18 protein-coding genes (1 of these 18 cut by a window edge) are annotated in these 16,888 nt (G+C 36.6%); 7 read left to right on the top strand and 11 right to left on the bottom strand.

What is annotated here, in order from left to right; all coding sequences use genetic code 11:
- The first annotated feature begins 21 nt into the window (after positions 1–21).
- The gene (locus tag AC4BC3_RS02035) at positions 22–1,134 is read left to right on the top strand and encodes an NAD(P)/FAD-dependent oxidoreductase (protein WP_490466834.1); all 1,113 of its coding nucleotides are present in this window, start codon (positions 22–24) and stop codon (positions 1,132–1,134) included.
- A 169-nt stretch (positions 1,135–1,303) separates the two neighbouring features.
- Here AC4BC3_RS02035 and AC4BC3_RS02030 read toward each other — a convergent pair whose 3' ends face one another.
- The 7 genes from AC4BC3_RS02030 to AC4BC3_RS02000 all read right to left on the bottom strand — a co-directional run bounded on the left by AC4BC3_RS02030 (position 1,304) and on the right by AC4BC3_RS02000 (position 8,908).
- On the bottom strand, positions 1,304–2,950 hold the full coding sequence (locus AC4BC3_RS02030) for a phosphoenolpyruvate carboxykinase (ATP) (RefSeq protein ID WP_490466833.1): 1,647 nt from the start codon (positions 2,948–2,950) through the stop codon (positions 1,304–1,306).
- A 207-nt stretch (positions 2,951–3,157) separates the two neighbouring features.
- Positions 3,158–3,763 carry an aggregation-promoting factor gene (gene apf / locus AC4BC3_RS02025; RefSeq protein WP_206910504.1) on the bottom strand — a complete coding sequence of 202 codons (606 nt, stop codon included), beginning with the start codon at positions 3,761–3,763 and terminating at the stop codon, positions 3,158–3,160.
- A 403-nt stretch (positions 3,764–4,166) separates the two neighbouring features.
- Entirely contained in the window at positions 4,167–5,330 is a 1,164-nt protein-coding gene (queG, locus tag AC4BC3_RS02020; RefSeq protein WP_490466832.1) for a tRNA epoxyqueuosine(34) reductase QueG, read from the bottom strand.
- Positions 5,331–5,394: 64 nt separating this feature from the next.
- Positions 5,395–6,144 carry a hypothetical protein gene (locus tag AC4BC3_RS02015; RefSeq protein WP_490466831.1) on the bottom strand — a complete coding sequence of 250 codons (750 nt, stop codon included), beginning with the start codon at positions 6,142–6,144 and terminating at the stop codon, positions 5,395–5,397.
- Between the two features lie 250 nt (positions 6,145–6,394).
- On the bottom strand, positions 6,395–7,327 hold the full coding sequence (gene efaA, locus AC4BC3_RS02010) for an Mn/Fe ABC transporter substrate-binding lipoprotein EfaA (RefSeq protein ID WP_490466830.1): 933 nt from the start codon (positions 7,325–7,327) through the stop codon (positions 6,395–6,397).
- Positions 7,314–8,168 carry a metal ABC transporter permease gene (locus AC4BC3_RS02005; RefSeq protein WP_206910497.1) on the bottom strand — a complete coding sequence of 285 codons (855 nt, stop codon included), beginning with the start codon at positions 8,166–8,168 and terminating at the stop codon, positions 7,314–7,316. The genes efaA and AC4BC3_RS02005 overlap by 14 nt, the downstream gene beginning before the upstream one ends.
- 2 nt (positions 8,169–8,170) lie before the next feature.
- A complete protein-coding gene (locus AC4BC3_RS02000) occupies positions 8,171–8,908 on the bottom strand; it encodes a metal ABC transporter ATP-binding protein (RefSeq protein ID WP_490466829.1) in 738 nt (245 codons plus the stop codon).
- 250 nt (positions 8,909–9,158) lie between these two features.
- On the opposite strand from AC4BC3_RS02000, the gene AC4BC3_RS01995 reads away from it, so the two are divergent.
- A complete protein-coding gene (locus AC4BC3_RS01995) occupies positions 9,159–10,532 on the top strand; it encodes an amino acid permease (RefSeq protein ID WP_490466828.1) in 1,374 nt (457 codons plus the stop codon).
- A 76-nt stretch (positions 10,533–10,608) separates the two neighbouring features.
- Here the strand turns inward: AC4BC3_RS01995 and AC4BC3_RS01990 are convergent, their stop codons facing one another.
- From AC4BC3_RS01990 to AC4BC3_RS01980, 3 genes are all read right to left on the bottom strand, one after another.
- Positions 10,609–11,514 (bottom strand): LysM peptidoglycan-binding domain-containing protein, encoded by a 906-nt coding sequence (locus AC4BC3_RS01990; protein ID WP_490466827.1) that lies wholly within the window; start codon positions 11,512–11,514, stop codon positions 10,609–10,611.
- A gap of 108 nt (positions 11,515–11,622) precedes the next feature.
- Complete coding sequence (locus AC4BC3_RS01985; RefSeq protein WP_206910491.1) at positions 11,623–11,796, bottom strand: hypothetical protein; 174 nt, start codon at positions 11,794–11,796, stop codon at positions 11,623–11,625.
- The gene (locus AC4BC3_RS01980) at positions 11,793–12,461 is read right to left on the bottom strand and encodes an NAD(P)H-dependent oxidoreductase (protein WP_490466826.1); all 669 of its coding nucleotides are present in this window, start codon (positions 12,459–12,461) and stop codon (positions 11,793–11,795) included. The genes AC4BC3_RS01985 and AC4BC3_RS01980 overlap by 4 nt, the downstream gene beginning before the upstream one ends.
- Positions 12,462–12,616: 155 nt before the next feature.
- Between AC4BC3_RS01980 and AC4BC3_RS01975 the strand changes: the two genes are divergently transcribed.
- The gene (locus AC4BC3_RS01975; RefSeq protein WP_206910487.1) at positions 12,617–12,889 is read left to right on the top strand and encodes a hypothetical protein; all 273 of its coding nucleotides are present in this window, start codon (positions 12,617–12,619) and stop codon (positions 12,887–12,889) included.
- A gap of 81 nt (positions 12,890–12,970) precedes the next feature.
- On the opposite strand, the gene efp is transcribed toward AC4BC3_RS01975, so the two are convergent.
- Entirely contained in the window at positions 12,971–13,534 is a 564-nt protein-coding gene (gene efp, locus AC4BC3_RS01970; RefSeq protein WP_206898609.1) for an elongation factor P, read from the bottom strand.
- A 428-nt stretch (positions 13,535–13,962) separates the two neighbouring features.
- On the opposite strand from efp, the gene AC4BC3_RS01965 reads away from it, so the two are divergent.
- The 4 genes from AC4BC3_RS01965 to AC4BC3_RS01950 form a co-directional block, all read left to right on the top strand.
- The gene (locus AC4BC3_RS01965) at positions 13,963–14,880 is read left to right on the top strand and encodes a PLP-dependent cysteine synthase family protein (RefSeq protein ID WP_490466825.1); all 918 of its coding nucleotides are present in this window, start codon (positions 13,963–13,965) and stop codon (positions 14,878–14,880) included.
- Between the two features lie 11 nt (positions 14,881–14,891).
- On the top strand, positions 14,892–16,043 hold the full coding sequence (locus tag AC4BC3_RS01960) for a cystathionine gamma-synthase (RefSeq protein WP_490466824.1): 1,152 nt from the start codon (positions 14,892–14,894) through the stop codon (positions 16,041–16,043).
- A gap of 116 nt (positions 16,044–16,159) precedes the next feature.
- Positions 16,160–16,618, top strand: coding sequence for an S-ribosylhomocysteine lyase (locus AC4BC3_RS01955; protein ID WP_490466823.1), 459 nt, complete (start codon positions 16,160–16,162; stop codon positions 16,616–16,618).
- Between the two features lie 93 nt (positions 16,619–16,711).
- A protein-coding gene (locus AC4BC3_RS01950; protein WP_490466822.1) for a glutathione peroxidase crosses the window boundary here: on the top strand, positions 16,712–16,888 show its 5' end (the start). Its footprint extends 300 nt past the window's final position; the window shows 177 of its 477 coding nt (coding positions 1–177); its start codon is at positions 16,712–16,714; its stop codon lies off the right edge, out of view.

Raw genomic sequence — 16,888 nt, 5'->3', positions numbered from 1 at the left:
AACGAAAAAGGAGGCTCTTTTATGGAAAAAATTGCCATTATTGGCGGTGGCATCATCGGTATGACCCTTGCAAATTATTTAGATACAACCAAGTTTGAAGTCACATTATTTGATGACTCCACTGGTCAAGCAACCAAAGCCAGTGCGGGAATTATTTCTCCTTGGCTTTCAAAAAGACGAAACAAACAGTGGTATCAACTAGCTAAAGATGGTGCTGCTTTCTTCGATAAATTGATTCAAGATTTCCAATTAGATTCAACCATTTATGATCGTTCAGGAACACTTTTATTACGACCGCAAGATGAATTGATTTCACTTGCCGAACTAGCGGAGGAACGTAAAAAAGAAGCACCAGAAATCGGTGACATTGAACTATTAACACCCGCTCAAACAACTGCTAAACTTGAACTACTTAAACCAGCACCTTCACTTCACATTAGTGGTGGTGGAAAGCTTGATGGCAAAGCTTATTTAACACAACTAGCAAAACGTTTAACACATCAGCAAGTAGCAATCATCAATGACCGTGTTGCGTTTCAGCCAAAAGGTGATGCATGGTTGGTTCAAGGTGCGTTTGGCGAAAAACTAGTTGATCGAATCATCCTTACACCTGGCCCCGCATTAAAACCTTTGCTGGAAACTATTGGCTATACAGTTGATATTCGGCCTCAAAAAGGACAACTTCTAGTTTTTGATTCTCCTTATCAAAATAGTAGCAAATGGCCCGTAGCGATGCTGGATGGCGAAGCCGATTTTATTCCATTCATGTCTGGTAAAATTTTGATTGGTGCAACACACGAAAACGATGGTGGTTGGGACTTATCCCCTACCGAAACTGCTTATGAAATGCTTACTACTCACACGAAAGATTTTCTAGCCAATCCGGAACAACTTACCGCTTGGCGTTACCATTTCCGTGTGGGTACTCGTGCTTATACGTCTGATTTTTCACCATTTTTTGGCTTAGTACCAGATGATCCTACTTTACTAGTGGCAAGCGGACTAGGATCATCCGGTTTAACAACTGGTCCTTACATCGGGTATTTGTTAGCAGATTACCTAAACACAGGAAATTGGTCGAAAAAAAAATATCAAAAAGAAATAAAAACTTATCTTTCAAAGACGGTTGGTTGATTGTAAACACAAAAAAGAGCGGACTTCTGTCTCGCTCTTTTTTCATTTGATTGATTATTTAACTTTCCTCCCACCGAAAAAAGCTGTTGGAAATAGTTCGCCTGAATACATTATCTGTGAATCACTGTCTTCACACTAAAAATAACTTTTTGGTTCTTATCAACATCCTTTATTTCTTCAATTTTTTTAGCAATCCTTTCAATGATTTTATTGCTTCAGCAGGAAGTTCATGATAACCACCCAACAATTCTTCTTGTTCCAGAATGAATTGATATCTTGAAGTCAACCGCTGATACAAACATTCTTGATAAGTTGCTTCATTGAATGGCTCAGGAAACCCAGTCACCGGCAAATAAGACAGCTCTGATAGCTTTCCTAGTGGCAGAAATTGCGCTTGTTTTTTAGCTATAGCCTCTACACTTTTCAAAGTGACTTCAGGCGTAATTTTTTTTTGGTCAAAATATCCTGTATTTAAAATATAGCAATCAGTATCTTGTTTTTCAAATAGTTCTTTAAAAGCCTGATAGTCCTCAGCTAATGGATATACTCTAAACGGATTAGCATATGGAACATATACTAATTGATCGACCTCTTCCTTCCGGATATTTTCTGCACTTGACCGTTTTGTTGCTAAAGTTGCACCAAAAATTGCAGCTAAGATAGGATCATTGATTTTAACAACCGGTGGAAAAACATCATCTTTCATAATCCAAAAAACTGCATCGATTTTATCGTCCAAATGATCCACACGATTTGGCGTAACAAACCTTGATTTGATTGCTCGACCGTTGCCATTCCGAATATCTTCAGTCACTAATACTTTTTCCCCAGAGTCATTCAACGTAACGCCTACATTTTGACAAGTTAAAAATGATGAAACTGTTAGATCATTTGAAGCATAGTCTTGTGTTTTGTCAAAATATGCTGGTTCTAATGCTGTGGTCGATCCCTTCTTTTTTGAGATGACAAATGCATCATCATGCAATACAGTGACTACATCATCTGCACTTCTCGCTAAAGTGATCGTTGATTTCCCAGAACCAGATAGGCCAAAAACTGCCATTGTGTAACGATGTGTTGGAAATTGATATTGCTTCAATCCTCCATGACATGCAATGAAACCATTCCGATTGGCTAACGCCCAAGCAAGAGTCAACGTAGCTTTTTTTAACTCGCCAAAGTAACGCAGACCCAAAACAGCTGCAACATTATGCATAGCATCAATCAACACCAGACCATCAGGAAACGCTGGATGCTGCCATTCTGGATCAGCAAAAATGTACAGATCCCCCTCATTATATGTTTGCGAATGCTGATAGTCAGTTTCACTCTCTGCTGTTAGCACTTCAAAATTTAATAAATAAGAGTACAAATTATTCTCAAATCCTTCTGGAACCAGCACATGTGCTTTCACCGAAAATTCCTGGTCCAATCCAACTATGACTTTGCCATGGTAAAACTGACGTATTCTACTTTGATAAATTGCTTCCCGCAAAATTTTTTCATACTTCACTTGACTAATTCCTGGTTCACCGATCACTCTACGAGCTGCCGCTGTTCGTCCAACGATTTCACCATCATTAAAAACTAATACTTTACTATCCTTTGGTAGTTTTAACTCTTCGGTATGAGATACAGCTAAATCTGTGACAATCGTTCCAGGACTCTTGGTTGCTAACTGATATGCCTGTGCTAAATGATCAATCAATTGTACATTATTACCATAAAATGCTGTTTCAATAATTACTCGAATACTCGAAAATAAATTGTTATTCAAGTTGATTGTCGCTTGTGAATGTCCTGATATCGTACTCATTCGCTCACCTTCCTTTTAAGTCAAAAAATAGAAAACGCTTTATAAATATTATATCTCAGCACTATTTTTTTGTCTTACGGCATCCCTTATCGATTCTTCTACAGCAATTGATATGAGAAATTTACGATTTAAAAAAAAAATCCAAGAAAATCACTCAAAAGTGATTTTCTTGGATTCAACTATTTTGGTTTCAGTTGGTTGCTCGGCTTAGTACCAGCCGTTTGCTAACCAGAATGTTTTAGCAGCGTCCCATGAACCGTAGCGTGATGATACATATTCATCAGCAACACGTTCTTGATTGGCAGCTGAGTAGTCACCATTTAAGTATGATGAATCTAATTGGTAACGTCCGATATAACGTCCGTTAGTAGCTGTATAAGAACCGCTTGATTCTCTTTGAGCGATCCATTCTTTTGCATCACTTGTTGAAGCTGCAGGAGTTGCTGGTGTTGCAACTACTGGTTCAACAGTTTCAACTGGTGCAACGTATGTATATTGTTGAGTTGCTTGTTCAGTTGTTGCTGTTTCTTGTTTAGTTTCAGTTTTTACTTCTGCTTTAGTTGAAACTTCACCTGATGTTGGGATTGTTAATTCTTCACCAACGTAGATACGATTAATATCAGAAATAGAATTTTTTTCTGCAATTGTGTCAATTAAAGTATTGTCACCTGCAAATTGTTGTGAAATTGTAGATAAAGTATCACCTGATTTAACTGTGTAAGTTTCGTCAGCATGAGCTTCTGTAGCTCCCACAAACATTGCAGCACCTGCAGCAAAAGTTGTTCCTAAAACGATTTTCTTCATTGAATTCATATATTAAACTCCCTCATGTCCTCTTAGTTTCTTTCAACGTCATTAACTTTAACATTTGAAAATATTTCATAGGTAAAAGAATGATGACATTTGATGACAAAATGACAATTTTTTTAATATTTGTAACATTTCACCAGTCTATCATCTCAGTCTAAAGTCGTAGAAACCTTTGGCGTCAAAGGAGAAAACATTTTCAACAAGTAATATGTTTTTTCACAAAAAATTGACATTTTGTAACATTAGAACAAAAAATCTAGAAGAAAAACACGATTTTTTTTTGCTTAAATAACAAATTTCAGTCAAAAAAGCCCAAAAGCAGCAAAAAAGTCAGCAATTGTTACAACAATTACTGACTAAAAATGAGTGAATTAGCAAAAATTAGGAAAAACCTTACACTTTTTAGCTATCTCCGTTTTTTTCTTTGTTTCGTTTGTAAAGTTTCAATTGCTTTTTCAAATTCTAGCTTCGCTTCTTCATCTATTTCTTTCACCAATGCGTCTTGCAGAATAGTTAGCCATTCTTCTGGGTCTCTTGCACCTAAGCGTCCAATTGCCCAAGCCGCTGTCCCACGAATCACAGGACGAATATCTTTTAGACAATTAGCAATTTCTGGTAATGACTCTCGATCCCCTAGATTCGCCAAGGCAATCAGTGCATTTCTTTGAAGTGGCTTTTTCCCACGCCACGAGCCAGCTAGATGTCCAAATTGCTGATTGAATTCTTTATTCGAAATGGAAAGCATTGGTTTTAGTTTTGGGTATACTTCATCAACTTTCGGCTCCATTTCTTCATGGAAATGAAAATCTTTACCTCTATTATATGGGCAAACTAACTGACAAATATCGCAACCATAAATGACATTACGCATTTTTTTTCGATACTCTTCTGGCATCATCCCTTTTGTCTGGGTCTGATAAGACAAGCATCTTTGGGCATTCATTCGTCCATCACCAAGCAATGCTTTCGTGGGGCACCCGTCGATACAACGGGTGCAGTCGCCACAACCAAATACACCAGGTTCATCCGGTTCGAAAACGATATTTGTAACAATTTCGCCTAAATAAACAAAAGAGCCAAACTCCTCCGTAATCAATAGACCATTGCGCCCAATAAAACCCAAACCTGCCCGCTGTGCGACTGCTACATCAATCAATTCTCCCGTGTCCACTTGTGGAGCAAAGCGCCACTCTTCCTCCGTTTGCCACTGTTTCCCACGGATCGTAATAAATTCAATCAAACGATTTAGACGATCTCGTAAAATATCATGATAATCGATTCCCCAAGAAGCACGGGCAAACTGTCCTCTTTTTTCATCTTTTGGAATTTCCTCATGAATTTTTGTAGGATATGCTAAGGCAATGGAAATAATTGATTGGGGGTGATCAAATGTTTTTTCTGGGTAAAGTCGTTCTTCAATCACTGGATGTTCAAAGCCCGAAGTATGACCTGCGGCTTTTTGTTCTTCCAGAGATTCCTTTAAATGATCAAACGGTTCCGCAGTCGTGAACCCGATTTTATCAATGCCTAGTCGTTTACTTTCGCGAATGATTTCTTCCTTTAAAGTCATAAATTGCCTCGCTTATTTCATTTTTCTTCTATTGTAAATAAGTAATAGGTTATTGGTATCAAGATTACCGACTATATAACCCATAATATAATTTATCTTTTTTCAATTGAACAAACTCAATTTGTTGATCGGCGACTTTCTTTTCCTTTAACCAACGATTACGAGTGACAAAAACTTCCCAATAATTCGTTGAAATCAGCTTTTTCTTATCATCCAACGCTTGAAAAAAGTTCCAAGAAACTGGTTTTGTATTCAACAATTGATGCAAACGTACTTGCTCTGTTTGAGAAAGTTCCGATAAATCTCGAGAGTATAAAACATCTTCATGTAAATTTTTTTGTTGTGTATAAGTAAATGTTTGTGGGATTTTTCCTGGTCGTGCCACTAACATCAACTGATTATAATAGCTATTCATTAATTTACTGTGGGCAATAAATGAGCTCTTGTAATAAGCTGCTTGGATTTTCTGAATAACATTTTCAGTTCCAATGACAGAAAAAAGTGCTGGCCAAGCTTTAGTTTGAATTTCTTGATTCTGTTTAACTAAGACTCCCGGTATGAATCCAACTGCAGAAATGAAAACAAAGTAACCAATTCCAGTCATTTCATCTAGTGGCTGAAACTCATCAAAAATCCACTTTCCAACATAACGTTCTGGTTCAACTACATCATCTGCTGCATTCGCTATGAATAATTTTGCCATCTCAGTTTCAAGAAATTGAAGGTCTTGGTCTCTTTCAGTTGCTTCTTGCTGGTCAAGCAAACGAAAGACTTCTTCTTTTATTTGTTGCTTATCTTTACGTGTGAAATTCATAGCTACACCTCTCCTTCTTACCTTTAACTATAACGGAAATCGAAACAAAAAAACATTATTAGCCTAAAAAAACGTGAAAAATTATGCTCTCAAATAATCATCTCATTGAATTAAAAATACATTTTTTGTAAGACATTTTTTATTTCAACTCGTTGTCTGCTATCGACACATTATTTTAACAACTAATTCAGAAAATAGAAAAAAGTTGAACCAAAACAAAAGAATGTTTCAGCCCAACTTTGAGATCCATTTATTTTGATAAACCTTTATGGATTGCGTCAATATTCCATTTCATCATTCCATAGTACGAATCGCCTTCTTCACCGGCTTTAGCGACTGAGTCTGTAAATAATTTTTCAGCAATCGGGACACCAGTTTCTTTCGATACACGTTCCATGCTTCGAGGATCCACACTCGATTCTACAAACAAACCGGGGACTTTTGACGCTTTGACTTGGTCAATAATTGCGGTCATTTGATCAGGCGTTCCTTGACTTTCTGTGTTGATTTCCCAAATGTAAGTTGCTGGTAATTGATACGCTTTGGAAAAGTATTTAAATGCGCCTTCACTGGTGACTAATAACTTTTTCTCTTCACTGATCGTAGCAAATGACTCTTTTGCTTGCTGGTCTAATGATTCAAGTTTTTGGCAATATTCTTGACTATTTTTTTCATACACTTCTTTATTCTCTGGGTCTTTTTCGCTCAAAATCCGAGTAATTTCTTCAACATATTTAATTCCATTAGACAAATCTAGCCATGCGTGTGGGTCTGCCTGTGTTTCTTGACCAGTACTTGTTAAATAAAGTGGCTCTACTTCACGGCTAACAGCAAAATAATCTTCCTCTTCGACTTTTTTAGCTGTTTCCATCAAATTATTGAACCAACCATTGCCTGTTTCTAAATTCAGCCCATTATACAAGATAACTTTTGCATCACTGGCTTTTTTGATATCTTCTGGCAAAACTTCATATTCATGTGGGTCAGTTCCCACGGGTACGATACTATGAATCGTTACTTTGTCTTTGCCAACTTCTTTTGCCATATCTGCCAGAATGGAATTTGTCGCAACAACCGTCAATTTTCCTTCTTTTGTTTGTTCTGCTTTTTCGCTCTTTGTTGAGCAACCTACCAGGAAAATCCCTAGTGCGAATAACAAGATTAGTAATTTAGATTTTTTCATTTGTTTGCTCCTTTCTTTGAAACAAAATACCTTTTGCTGGTGAAAATAAAAACGCTAGGGCAAAAAAGACAGCTGATGCTAACACGATAGTTGCCCCTGAAGGTAAGTTATAACTGTAACTGAAAAATACACCAACGATTGCACTCAACACACCAAAACTCGCAGATAAAGCAATCATTGTTGATAAACGATTCGTTAACAAGTACGCTGTTGCAGCTGGTGTGATCAACATGGCAATCACTAAAATCGTTCCTACTGTCTGAAGACTTACTACAGCAACTAACGTTAAGAAGAACATCAATGCGTAATGAATAAATGTTGTATTTAATCCATAGGCTTTTGCCATCATTGGATCAAAGGAAGTAATTTTCAACTCCTTATAAAAAACAAAAATAAATAATAAGACAACAGCACTAACGATTGCCGTGAGGTATAAATCACTCTCGCGAACAGCTAAAACATTACCAAATAGAATATGGTAAAGATCAGTTGCACTTTGAGCAAAAGAGATAAGAATGATCCCTAGTGCAAAAAATGAACTAAAAACAATTCCGATTGCCGTATCATTTTTTAAGCGACTCTTTTGTGTGACGAAACCAATCAATGCGGCAGTCAGCACCCCAAAAGCAGTTGCACCCAAAATATAACTAAACCCAAACATATAAGAAATTGCCACTCCGGGTAAAACTGCGTGAGAAATCGCATCACCCATCAGAGACATCCCACGTAAAATAATAAATGAACCAATCACTCCTGAAGCTAATCCGACTAAAATAGATGTAATCAGTGCATATTGTAAAAACTGATAGTTTAACACACCATCAACAAACGATTGAATCATGCTTACTCCCCCTTTACCAATTGACCAATTACTTCACCATAAGCTAGCTGCAGATTATTTGAAGTAAAGGTCTCTTGGACCGTCCCAGCCGCAATTAGCTCACGATTTAATAAAATCACTTCATCGAAATATTCATTTACTTTATGCAAATCATGATGAACGATCAAAATCGTTTTACCTTCTGCACGCAATTCTTGTAAAATTGAAAAAATCTTTTTCTCGCTAACAGCATCGATTCCCACAAATGGCTCATCTAAAAAAATCCATTCCGCACCTTGTGTTAACGCTCGTGCAATAAATACTCGTTGTAATTGGCCACCAGATAATTCGCTGATTTGTCGATCAGCATATTTTTCCATACCTACTTTGACTAACGCCTGTGCTGCTCGCTCTTTTTCTCGTTTTCCGGGTCTTTTTCCAATTCTTAACGAAGGATATGTTCCAAGTAACACAACCCCAAAAACATCAATCGGAAAGGATAGATCCATTGCACTTCGTTGCTCTACATAAGCAATTTTTTTTCGTACTTCTTTTACTGATTTTCCTGAAAACGTCACAGTGCCAGAAGATTTGGGAATCAATTCTAATAAAGATTTCATAAAAGTTGATTTTCCCGCACCATTTGGTCCAATGATTCCTGTCATTTTTTCTGATTGAATTGTTAAAGATATATTTTTCAAAGCAAGCTTTCCTTGATAGGCCACAGAAAGATTTTGTACGCTGATTGTTGGTTTCACCATTCCAAGCACTCCTTTTTAGGTTTACCTAACTTTTTATTTAAAGATAGTTTAACCTATTGAGAAAACATTTTCAACAAAAAAATTTGTGGTTAAATTAAAATTCTTCTCGCGTTTTTTGAATCCTTTCTGTAAAATCACATCAAGAGATTAATTTAATAACTGTTTTTATTTATCAATAATTTATTTTTTTAACTGATAAATCTAATCAAATGTATTGGCTTATTCTCTAAATTATGAAAGGAGTTTTTGTATGGAAGAAGGAAAATTAAATCGAAGTCTTAGCGCACGTCATATTCGAATGATTGCGTTGGGAGGGACAATCGGCGTTGGATTGTTTATGGGTGCCTCTTCAACCATTCGCTGGACTGGCCCCTCTGTAATGATTGCTTATGCTGTTGCCGGATTGTTCCTATACTTGATCATGCGTGCACTGGGCGAGATGCTTTATGTCGACCCTTCTACAGGTTCATTTGCTAATTACGCAAGTGATTATATCCATCCAGTTGCTGGTTATTTAACGGCTTGGAGCAATATTTTTCAATATGTCGTAGTTGGAATTAGTGAAGTCATTGCCGTTGGTGAGTATATGAATTATTGGTGGCCGAATTTACCAACCATCATTCCTGGTATCACTGTGATACTTTTCTTGATGTTAGCTAACTTGTTTTCAGTAAAAGCCTTCGGTGAATTAGAATTTTGGTTTTCGATGATCAAAGTCGTAACGATCATTTTAATGATTGTTGCTGGTTTAGGCGTTATCTTCTTTGGCTTTGGTAATCACGGTCAACCTATTGGTATTTCAAATCTTTGGAAAAATGGTGGCTTCTTTACCGGTGGCGTGAAAGGTTTCTTTTTTGCTTTATCCATCGTGATTGCTTCTTATCAAGGAATTGAATTAATTGGGATGACTGCTGGTGAAGCAAAAAATCCACAAAAAACAATCGTTGAAGCTGTTCAATCTACAATTGGACGCATTCTTATTTTTTATATCGGTGCTATTTTTATTATTGTAAGTATCTATCCATGGAATCAACTTAGTGAGATTGGGTCTCCCTTTGTTCAAACATTCGCGAAAATTGGGATCACTTTTGCCGCTGGATTGATCAACTTTGTCGTAATCACTGCTGCCTTGTCTGGTTGTAACTCAGGCATTTTCAGCGCAAGTCGCATGATTTACACCTTGGCAGTTAATGGAAAAATGTCTAAACGTTTCTTAAAATTGTCTCGACATGGAGTCCCCTTTTACCCAGTTGTTGCAATTTCAGGAGGTATCTTGATTGGCTTGGTCATCAATTATTTGCTACCAATGTTTGTTACTCACTCTGAAAATATTTTTGTCTTTGTTTATAGTTCAAGTATTTTACCAGGAATGGTTCCTTGGATTGTCATTTTGATCAGTGAAATCAAATTCCGTAAAATCCATGCGGAACAGATGACTGAGCATCCATTTAAAATGCCGTTATCCCCTTATACCAATTATTTAACTTTATTGTTTTTAGCCATTATTCTTTGTTTTATGTTCATCAATCCTGAAACAAGAATTTCCTTGCTGATTGGTTTAGCCTTTTTATTTTTCATGACGATTCATTACTTTCTTCGTGAAAAACGAGTGAAGAAAGCTTAAACAAAAAAACTGCGAGTCTGTTCTACTCTTGAAAAGAAATTTTCTAGAGGTAGTAACATCTCGCAGTTTTTTTTACTTATTGCAGTTGAAGGACAGCGCCCGGAGTTAAGAAGTAATCATCCATCGTCATCCCATTCAGCGCTAAGATCGTTTCCACTGGTACACCCGTACGTTGTGCAACTTGATTAGGGCCTTCACCGGCTAAGACAACAGTTGTTGCAGCTTGACTTGTCCCAGCCTCTGAGGTATCGGTCGTTTGACTATTTATTGTTTCAGCCGTCGGTTCGTCTGCTGAAGTCATTGTTTCTTCTGAAGTTGAACTACTTGTTTCTTGCTTGTTCGCTTCTTCAGCTTGTAGCGCGCTACTTGTCCGTAAATAAATATCTGATATTTTTGCTACTTCAGTTGTGTACTTACTTGATAATTGATCAACTAAAGCATTGATATCGACAGTTGAAGAAGTATCTGCTTGGTGTGCAGCTTTTAATTTGCTGATTCCTTCATTTGAAATTGCTTGCAGCGCTAATGCTTTCTGATTCGCAATCGAAGATAATCCTGCAACCCCATTTTGATTTGATTGGATTTCTGTTTGGTATTCATCAATCAAGATCGGTGTTTGTTCCGCTAATTTTTTTGAGTAAGTCGTTAGAATCGTTTGTAGTTCATCAGCTGACTCTTTATCTGTACTACTTGTTCCTGTTGATGCTTTTGTTGAACTATCCGTTGTTTTTGTCGCTTGTTTGGTTTGTTTTTTCTTCTCTTTTTTTTCATTTTTTGGCGTCGAAGAAACAGTTGTTTCAAGCGTTTCTTCGGCACTAGAATTTGATTTTCCGAACTGCGTCAATCCCCAAACTGAGCCACCAATCACCAAGACTGCTGCCAAGCAAGCACCAATAATCAATAATCTTTTTTGCATTCGTTGCTTTTGCTGACGTCTTCTAGACATCCGAACATTTTCTTCTCGTTCATTTTTATTTTTCAATAAGTTCACCACCAATAATTTATGTTAAAAATAGTGTTATGCCTTATCTTCATTGTAACAAATAACAATAGTTATGCACATTTTTTTCTTAAAATTTTCTAATCGTTTTTACCATTCACGATGATTCCATGATTTCCCATCAATTTCTCCCTGAAGTTGAGTGATACGCTCATCGCTTTCTTTGACTAATTTTTTCAATTCAAATAACAAAGCAGCATCTTCATAATGAACATTTTTTTCATTGAGCTCATCAATTTGTTGTTGTAACCACTCACTATTCATTCATTTTCCTCCTTTAATTCCCTCAGTGTGAAAGTCAAGTCTTCGATCATTTCTTGTTGTTCTTTTAAGCCATCTAGGAGATAGGACTTTTGCGGTTCTGAAAAATACGATTTTTTTTCTATCTGCTCAAGAAACCAGTTGATTCGCTGAACAAGACTTGGTTTTCTAGTTAAAGAAAGATATTGCTGATAAGCAATCAAGCGTTCAAATCGTACCTCAGAAGTCTGATACATAAATTGTGCTAACACAAATGGAGGTAAATAGTTCATTTGAAATTTGTGAGCAATTCGCTGATACGGGCGCAAAAATTCAGACAAGGTGAACTCTTCTTTACCACCTGCTTGATATTCTTTTTCCGCCACACCAGTCGTTACTACGACACCAAATTCTTTCCCTTTCAATACTTTACTTGCTTTAGCCAAAACTGTGTCTTGCCATATTTTTAAGTGTGCAGGCGCGCTATACCAATAAAGAGGAAATTGAAAGATGATTCGATCATGCATCGCTAACAACGCTAATTCGTCATTTAAGTTGATTTCTCCGGTTGAATAGACAGATTCTAAATGATGCCATGTAATCGCAAGCGATTTGGATGCCTCTTTAAAAAATTGTTGATTCAATGATTCTTGAAGATTGGGATGGCTGACAATTACTAATGTCTTCATCACGATTACGTCCTTTCTTCTTCGTACTGTTTCATAGTTTAGCATAACAGATGAACTTCGTTGATCATTATGCTTCAATTTCAGCAAGACGTTTTTTACCCCAATCTTTTTTGATAGGTATATAATAAAATTATTAAAACAAAGAGGCGAAAAATATGAAAACTGTAACAGCAAAAGAAGTAGAAGATTATTTGACCAGTCGTTTGGGTGGTATCAGCGTAATTGACATCCATATTGAATTTCCAGATGATCTTCAAGCATTCCATATTGAAGGTGAAAATGACTACTATCTCTTACAAGATGATCAAAAGATGTATCATTTACTCGATGGGAAACGTGAGGAAAAATTAACAGGAGAAGATCCTGAAAAATTTTTGGCTCATGTTATTCAACTAATTACCAATGAAGATACCACTGTCACGTTCTGATGAAGTTTAAAAATGATTTCCTCCTTAGAAAAAAGTGCCGCAAAGACCTGAGTAGGTCTTTGCGGCACTTTTTTTCTTTCATTATTTTGAGGCACGTTTGATATAAGAACCTTCAGCTGTGTTGATTTCTAATAATTCATCTACTTCAACAAAGTCAGGAACGTTGACAACTAAGCCAGTTTCCATTGTCGCTGGTTTGCCTGAACCAGTTACTGTTGCACCTTTGATTGAAGGTTGTGTTTCAACAACACGTAAAACAACAGTTGTTGGTAATTGTACACCAATTACTTCGCTACCGAAAAATTGGATTTTTACTTCCATATTTTCTAAGATGTATTTCATTTCTTCTTCAACTGTTTCAACAGGAATTTCATATTGTTCATATGTTTCTAAATCCATGAAGAATGCTGTATCATCCATTGTGTATAAGTATTGAACTGCTTTTGTATCAATGTGTGCTTTTTCAAATTTTTCTTCTGGGCGGAAAGTTGTATCATATGTTGCACCAGAACGAACATCTTTTAGTTTCATACGCATAACCGTATTTCCTTTACCGGGTTTGTGGTGACTTGCGTCTAAAACTTTAATTAATTTTCCATCTTGTACAAATGTCATACCGGCTTTTAAATCGCTTGCTGAAATCATTTAAATTGCTCCTTTTTTGTTTATCATCATCTTTTTTATTGTATCAAACAACAGTGGATAAAACTAGCAAATCTTCATTTTTATCTAGCAACACTTCTTCATTTGCTTCTGTGATCCACTTTATCATGCACCCTATTCAATTATTCCTATCACTAAAAACCATCAAATACTTTGACTCTGATATTTTTTCATGCTATTTTTGATGAAAATATTACTGGAGGAACAGACATGATGATCAAACAATATAACTTTGTCCAATTGACTACTTGTTGTTGTATGGTGCAAAAAAGCAGCATACTATTTGTCGTGTCTATTAACTGCCCTTCATAATTTACGTGTATTCTCTTGGAATACATGATTAATTTATGATAGTTAGGAGCTGATTTAATAGTCAGCTCCTTTTTTATCGAATTTTTTAGGAGGAAGCTATGATATTAACAAGGATTCAAGACTATATTGGCAAAACACCTTTATTTGAATTTACACACAATGCATATGCAATACCAAAAGGGTCTAAAATCTATGCAAAACTTGAATATTTGAATCCTGGAGGTAGCGTCAAAGATCGACTAGGTCTTTATTTGATTGAGCAAGGATTGAAAACTGGAAAAATCAATCAAGATACAACAATCATTGAACCAACCGCCGGCAATACCGGAATTGGGTTAGCCTTAGCTGCTTTAAATTATCGTTTAAAAACGATTTTTGTAGTACCAGAAAAGTTTAGTATTGAAAAACAACAGCTTATGAAAGCGTTAGGTGCAGAGATCATTCATACACCTACTTCGCTCGGAATGCTCGGTGCTATCAAAAAAAGCCAGGAATTAGCAGCTGAATTAGAAAACGTTTATCTACCAAAACAATTTGAAAATCCTGATAATCCAGCCACTTATTATCACACACTCGGGCCAGAATTAGTTGACGAACTAGCAGGAAAAATGGATAGTTTTGTAGCCGGAATTGGTAGTGGAGGTACTTTTTCTGGCACAGCAAGTTATCTTAAGGAACAACTAAGTGATATTCAACTAATTGGTGTGGAACCGGAGGGCTCGATTTTAAATGGTGGTAAAGCAGGTTCTCATGAAATCGAAGGAATTGGTGTGGAATTCATTCCTCCATTTCTTGACTCCTTACCTATTACTCGTTTTGAAACTATTTCAGATGAGGAAGGATTTTATTACACGCGTGCTTTGGCTAAGAATCAAGGATTATTAGTTGGCAGTTCAAGTGGTGCCGCCTTTGCAGCAGCACTCAAAGAAGCACAACGATTGCCAGCAGGAAGCTCAATCGTAACTATTTTCCCAGATGCAAGTGACCGTTATCTTTCAAAAAACATTTATTTATAGGAGGAATTATCATGCATATTCAAACAAAATTAATTCATGGTGGTATTAGTGAAGACCAAACTACAGGTGCCGTGAGCGTTCCAATTTATCAAACATCCACTTATCGACAAAATGGTGTTGGTCAACCAAAAAAATACGAGTATTCTCGTTCAGGTAACCCTACACGGTTCGCATTGGAAGAACTAATTGCAGACCTTGAGGGCGGAATTCAAGGTTTTGCCTTCTCCTCCGGTTTGGCAGGAATCCATACGGTTTTCTCGCTATTTGAACCCGGTGATCACGTCTTACTTGGTGATGATGTTTATGGCGGAACTTTTCGACTAGTTGATAAAGTATTTTCTAAAATTGGCTTAGTGTACACAATTATTGATACAAGTGATCTTAACCAAATTGAACAAGCGATTCAGTCAAACACTAAGGCACTCTACCTTGAAACACCAAGTAATCCACTTCTTAAAATCACTGATTTAAAAACCAGTCTTGCCATAGCAAAAAAACATGATCTTTTAACGATTGTTGACAATACATTTGCGACACCTTATTTCCAACAGCCACTAGCACTTGGTGCAGACATCGTCGTTCACAGTGGAACAAAATATCTCGGCGGGCACAGTGATGTTGTTGCTGGTTTAGTCACCACTAATAAAGCAGAATTAGCAGAAAGAATTGTTTTTTTACAAAATGCGATAGGCGCAGTCTTAGGCCCTCAGGATAGTTGGCTTATCCAACGAGGGATCAAAACTCTAAGTGTGCGAATGGAAGCACATCAAAAAAATGCTTTGGCAGTAGCAAATTTTCTTGAAAATCATCCAGCTGTTGAAACTGTTTATTACCCTGGACTAACAAGCCATCCAAACTATCAGATTGCAAAAGCACAAATGAGTGGTTTCAGCGGTATGGTTTCTTTTGACTTAAAAGAAGATGCAGAAGCAGTACCTTTTGTTGAATCATTAAAATTATTTATTCTAGCAGAAAGTTTAGGCGGCGTGGAAAGTTTAGTTGAAGTTCCTTCGATTATGACACATGCTTCTATTCCAAAAGATAAACGGGAAAAAGCGGGAATCAAAGATGGATTGATTCGTCTTTCTGTAGGTATCGAACATGTAGAGGATCTATTAGCAGACTTAACTCAAGCGCTTGATAAAATAAAAATCACTAAGTAAATGTTCTTATTTATAGAAATAAGGTTAAAAATCATGGATGTACCTACAACTTAGTCCAAATAAATGTTAGAATTTAGCTATCACCACTGAACAAAAAATGAATCGAGGTAATTTACATGAAAATGAACGTTGAAAGTTTCAATCTAGATCACACAAAAGTAAAAGCACCTTATATCCGTGTTGCAGATCGCAAAACTGGTGAAAATGGTGATGTAATCATTAAATACGATGTCCGCTTCAAGCAACCAAACAAAGAGCATATGGATATGCCCAGCTTACATTCACTTGAACATTTAACTGCTGAACTAATTCGTAATCATGCTGACTACATTGTGGACTGGTCTCCAATGGGTTGCCAAACAGGATTTTACTTAACTGTGCTAAATCATGAAAGCTATGATGATGTACTAGATGTTTTAGAAAAGACAATGAATGATGTACTTGAAGCTACTGAAGTGCCTGCAAGTAATGAAACACAATGTGGTTGGGCTGCAAGCCATACTTTAGAAGGTGCACAAGAGTTAGCACGTGAATTCTTAGCAAAACGCGACGAATGGTCTGAAGTCTTTGCATAATTAAACAAAAAACTGAGAGCTTTTACATAAGCTTCTCAGTTTTTTTGTTCTATAATAAATGTGTACTTACTCAATTCGTAAAGGAGAATTTTTATGACAGTTTATGATTTTGATGCGACTTTAGAAAATGGAACCACTTATTCTTTAAGCAACTACCAGAATCATCCAATGATCATCGTTAATACTGCAACAAAATGCGGACTTGCACCACAATTTGAACAACTTGAACAAATCTACACTACTTATAAAGAAAAAGGATTGGTTGTTTTG

The organism is Enterococcus sp. AAFC-DPL-6103, assembly GCF_058216595.1.
The sequence above is the reverse complement of the archived record's forward strand: the minus strand, read 5'-3'. Positions and strand labels throughout refer to the sequence as shown.

Excerpts from the sequence above, each read along its gene's own strand:
- AC4BC3_RS01995 (WP_490466828.1), top strand. The coding sequence starts at position 9,159 with ATGGAAGAAGGAAAATTAAATCGAAGTCTTAGCGCACGTCATATTCGA.
- efaA (WP_490466830.1), bottom strand. The coding sequence starts at position 7,327 with ATGAAAAAATCTAAATTACTAATCTTGTTATTCGCACTAGGGATTTTC.
- AC4BC3_RS02015 (WP_490466831.1), bottom strand. The coding sequence starts at position 6,144 with ATGAATTTCACACGTAAAGATAAGCAACAAATAAAAGAAGAAGTCTTT.
- AC4BC3_RS01965 (WP_490466825.1), top strand. The coding sequence starts at position 13,963 with ATGATATTAACAAGGATTCAAGACTATATTGGCAAAACACCTTTATTT.
- AC4BC3_RS01960 (WP_490466824.1), top strand. The coding sequence starts at position 14,892 with ATGCATATTCAAACAAAATTAATTCATGGTGGTATTAGTGAAGACCAA.
- AC4BC3_RS01955 (WP_490466823.1), top strand. The coding sequence starts at position 16,160 with ATGAAAATGAACGTTGAAAGTTTCAATCTAGATCACACAAAAGTAAAA.
- AC4BC3_RS01980 (WP_490466826.1), bottom strand. The coding sequence starts at position 12,461 with ATGAAGACATTAGTAATTGTCAGCCATCCCAATCTTCAAGAATCATTG.
- apf (WP_206910504.1), bottom strand. The coding sequence starts at position 3,763 with ATGAATTCAATGAAGAAAATCGTTTTAGGAACAACTTTTGCTGCAGGT.
- AC4BC3_RS02000 (WP_490466829.1), bottom strand. The coding sequence starts at position 8,908 with ATGGTGAAACCAACAATCAGCGTACAAAATCTTTCTGTGGCCTATCAA.
- AC4BC3_RS01975 (WP_206910487.1), top strand. The coding sequence starts at position 12,617 with ATGAAAACTGTAACAGCAAAAGAAGTAGAAGATTATTTGACCAGTCGT.
- AC4BC3_RS02005 (WP_206910497.1), bottom strand. The coding sequence starts at position 8,168 with ATGATTCAATCGTTTGTTGATGGTGTGTTAAACTATCAGTTTTTACAA.
- AC4BC3_RS01985 (WP_206910491.1), bottom strand. The coding sequence starts at position 11,796 with ATGAATAGTGAGTGGTTACAACAACAAATTGATGAGCTCAATGAAAAA.
- AC4BC3_RS02035 (WP_490466834.1), top strand. The coding sequence starts at position 22 with ATGGAAAAAATTGCCATTATTGGCGGTGGCATCATCGGTATGACCCTT.
- AC4BC3_RS02030 (WP_490466833.1), bottom strand. The coding sequence starts at position 2,950 with ATGAGTACGATATCAGGACATTCACAAGCGACAATCAACTTGAATAAC.
- queG (WP_490466832.1), bottom strand. The coding sequence starts at position 5,330 with ATGACTTTAAAGGAAGAAATCATTCGCGAAAGTAAACGACTAGGCATT.
- efp (WP_206898609.1), bottom strand. The coding sequence starts at position 13,534 with ATGATTTCAGCAAGCGATTTAAAAGCCGGTATGACATTTGTACAAGAT.